We start from the raw sequence: 3,794 nt of genomic DNA on the forward strand, positions 1-3,794 counted from the left end.
TAGCTCCGCTACGAGGGCTTCCGCCCGGCACGCCGAGAGCACGCACCGAACGCCGCTCCTTCTCCCACGGAGATCCATCAGAAGAGCCCTAGAGGCCGCGCGGACGGGGCGCCACCCGCGTCGAGGAATAGCCGCGGTGCGGCGCCCTGTTGCCGCACACATGACGACGAACCCGCCACGGCCCCAGGTGCTGCGATACACCGCCTTCTCCAGCGCCCCCGACGGCGGAAACCCCGCCGGCGTCGTTCTGGACGCCACCGGCCTGGACGACAGCGACATGCTGGCCATCGCCGCCGACCTCGGGTACTCGGAGTCAGCGTTCCTGACCGCGCCTCCGGAAGGACTCGGCGGCCAGGAGGGGCGGGCGTACACCATCCGCTACTTCAGCCCCAAGGCCGAGGTGCCGTTCTGCGGGCACGCCACCGTCGCCACCGCCGTCGCGCTCGCCGAGCGGGTGGGGCCGGGGGAGCTGGTGTTCGCGACGCGCGCAGGCACCGTGCCGGTGGAGGTGGCCGAGGAGGGCGGGACGGTCAGGGCCACTCTCACCAGCGTCGAACCGCACATCGCGGAGATCGCTGACGCCGACCTCACGGAAGCGCTCGCCGCGCTCGACTGGCCGGCCGCCGATCTCGACCGGGCCTTCCCGCCCCGTATCGCGTTCGCCGGTGCCCGGCATCTCGTGCTCGCTGCCGCGACACGCGCGCGCCTCGCGGATCTCGCCTACGACTTCGCGCGCCTCGAAGCCCTGATGCACCGCTTGGACCTGACCACGGTCCAGTTGGTGTGGCGGGAGTCGGCCACCGTCTTCCATGTCCGTGACCCGTTCCCCGTCGGCGGCGTCGTCGAGGACCCGGCAACCGGCGCGGCGGCCGCCGCGTTCGGTGCGTACGTCCGTGACCTCGGCCTGGTCCCCGAGGACGCCGTCCTCACCCTGCACCAGGGCGAGGACCTGGGCCGCCCCGGCGAGCTCACGGTGACGCTGCGCGCGGGTGACCCGCGCGTCCGTGTCGGCGGTACGGGAGCCCGCATCGGCTGAGCGCCGGCCGTCGACGGTCGCGGACACGGGTCTGCCCCGTCAACGCGGTGTGCACCGAAGGATCTTGATGCGGCGTGAATCAACGAAGGTCATCGAGGGCGTCGACCGCCCACGCGGCCGCCACGGGCAGGAACCTGTTCTCGGCCGCGTGCGCCGCCATGCGGGCGTTCCGGGCCCGGGCCTCGGGTCCGTCCGGCAGATGGAACTCCTCGCCCGCCTGTGAGGAGCGGGCCTGCATGCCCGTGGCGGCCGACAGCCGTCGGCTCACGTACCGGTCGAGCGCGTCGGGTACGTCGGCCGGCGTCGCATCCGCGAGGCAGTCGCCGAGCACGGCCGCGTCCAGGATCGCCTGTGCGGCGCCCTGGGCCTGGAACGGCACCATGGCGTGTGCGCTGTCGCCCAGCAGCGTCACTCGCCCGAGGTTCCACCGGTCGAGCGGGGTGCGGGTGTAGATGCCCCAGCGGAACACCTGCCCCGTGCGTTCCAGGACGCTGAGCACCCGGGGGTCCCAGCCCTCGAACGCGCGCAGCTGCTCTCCCGGCTCCGCCTGCTCGGTCCACGACTCCTGTGCTGTCTCCGTCCCGAACACGGCGACGACGTTGAGGAGTTGCCTGCGACGCACCCAGTAGTGGACGAAGTGCCGTCCCGGTCCCATCCAGATACCGGTGTCCGGCAGGTCCAGGTCGGCCACCTCCTCGGCCGGGAGCAGGGCCCGGTAGGCGGCAGTCTTCGAGAACACCGCCTCGTCCGCACCGAAGAGCCGCTGGCGCGCCGCGGACCGAATCCCGTCCGCGGCCACGACCAGGTCCGCGGCCAGACGCTCACCGCTCGCAGTCGTCACATACGCCGCCTTGTCGTCCTGGTCCATTCCCACGACCACGGTGTTCAGGCGTACGGACTCGGGCGGCACCGCAGCGGCCAGGGCCTGTTGCAGATCGGCCCGGTGGACCTGCAGATACGGCGCCCCGAACTCGTCCTCGACCTCGCGCCCCAGGGCGTAGCTGCAGATCTCGGCCCCGTCGGACCAGGTGCGGAAGCTCAGGTCGGCGGGGCGGGCCGCCTGGGCGTCGACCGCGTCGAGCCGGTCCAGCCGGCGCAGGACGCGCGTGGCGTTGGGCGCGAGCTGGATCCCGGCACCGAGCTCGGTGAACCGCGGCGTCTGCTCGACGAGCGTGACCTCATGGCCGGCGCGACGCAGACTCAGCGTCGCGGCGAGTCCGCCGATGCCGGCTCCCACGACGATCGCTCTCATGGCACGACCTCACCTCGACAGACGCGCGCCCACGCTCGACGGTCGGCCCGGACAGGGTACGGACACAACTCGGCGGCTGTACAAGGTGTTTCCGGCCAGTTGAGGGAGCCGGTGGTCAGCCGCGATAGCCCCGCAGCTTCCGGTACAGCGTGGCGCGGGCGATGCCCAGGGCCGCCGCCGTGCGGGCCTTGTTGCCGCCGTGCAGACGGAGGGCCTCCAGGATGGCGGCGCGCTCGGCATGCTCCATCGGGCTGAGCGGCCGGGGCGCGGGGCCCTCGCGCACCGGGTCGGGCAGCTCGGCGCGGCGGACGGGTCCAGTCGCGCGACGCTGATCGGCCAACGCCCGTACCAGATGGGCGAGTTCGGTGACATTGCCGGGCCACGGATGCTGCTCCAGCGCACGCAACGCGTCCAGCGTCCAGGTGAGCGGCGGCCGTCCCGGTGCCGGCCGAGGGGTCAGGGCCGTGGCCAACTCCCTGACGTCCTCGGGACGTTCACGCAGGGCGGGGAGGGTGACCGAGCGTGCGGCCAGGGTGTCCAGGAGCCGTTGCAGACATGGGCCGGGCGGCACGCCGGGGGTGTAGGTCACCAGCAGAGGTACACCGGGATGCGAATCCAGCAGCGAGTTGAGGGTCGCCGTGTAGGGCTGTGCGAGACGCTCGACATGACGGATGAGGAGCGGGCGCCCGCTCACCAACTCGTCGACCTGGATACGGAGTTCGCCTTCCGCCGCGTCCAGGATCAAAGGATTCGCTGCCAGTTCCCGTGCCAGCGAGGTCTTCCCGGTGCCGCGCTCGCCGACGAGCAGCAGCGGCTCGGCCGATCCGGCCAACTCCACCGCCCGGGCAACCGCATGCCGCCACGGCACGGATCGCCCGGCGAGTCCCACCACGGTCCGCGAGGCCGAGGTCACGGCCGCATCCCCCACCGGCTCCAGCACGGCGACCACCCCGACGACCGAGCCCAGGTGGGACACGGGGGTGAGGACCACCGTACGGCCCGTGCCGTCCGGAAGCCGAATGCGGTACGACGCCGGGAGTGCCTGGGCGGCAACCAGTCCGGGCCCGGCCGAGCTGCTCGCGGACACCGCGACCGAACCCGAGCCGACCGAACCTGGGCCAACCGGTCCCTTGCCGACCGGTCCCGGGCCGATCGCTCCCGGGCCGACCGCTTCCGGGCCGATCGCTCCCGGGCCGACCGCTTCCGGGCCGACCGTTCCCGGGCCGACCGTTCCCGGGCCGACCGCTTCCGGGCCGACCGTTCCCGGGCCGACCGCTTCCGGGCCGACCGTTCCCGGGCCGACCGCTTCCGGGCCGACCGCTTCCGGGCCGACCGTTCCCGGGCCGACCGCTTCCGGGCCGACCGTTCCCGGGCCGACCGTTCCCGGGCCGACCGCTTCCGGGCCGACCGTTCCCGGGCCGACCGTTCCCGGGCCGACCGCTTCCGGGCCGACCGCTCCCGAGCCGACCGACCCCGATACACCCCAGCCCGACGCTCCAGAACCCA

3 protein-coding genes are annotated in these 3,794 nt (G+C 73.3%); 1 reads left to right on the forward strand and 2 read right to left on the reverse strand.

The window, feature by feature from the left end:
- Positions 1-160 precede the first annotated feature (160 nt).
- On the forward strand, positions 161-1,036 hold the full coding sequence (locus ABZ880_RS54315) for a PhzF family phenazine biosynthesis isomerase (RefSeq protein WP_361279398.1): 876 nt from the start codon (positions 161-163) through the stop codon (positions 1,034-1,036).
- Between the two features lie 79 nt (positions 1,037-1,115).
- Here ABZ880_RS54315 and ABZ880_RS54320 read toward each other — a convergent pair whose 3' ends face one another.
- Positions 1,116-2,288: an FAD-dependent monooxygenase gene (locus ABZ880_RS54320; protein WP_361279400.1), complete on the reverse strand. Its 1,173-nt coding sequence runs from the start codon at positions 2,286-2,288 to the stop codon at positions 1,116-1,118.
- A 115-nt stretch (positions 2,289-2,403) separates the two neighbouring features.
- A partial coding sequence (locus ABZ880_RS54325) for a helix-turn-helix domain-containing protein (protein WP_361279402.1) occupies positions 2,404-3,794 on the reverse strand: 1,391 nt, incomplete at its 5' end.

Source organism: Streptomyces sp. NPDC047043 (assembly GCF_040644055.1).
Lineage (GTDB): Bacteria > Actinomycetota > Actinomycetes > Streptomycetales > Streptomycetaceae > Streptomyces.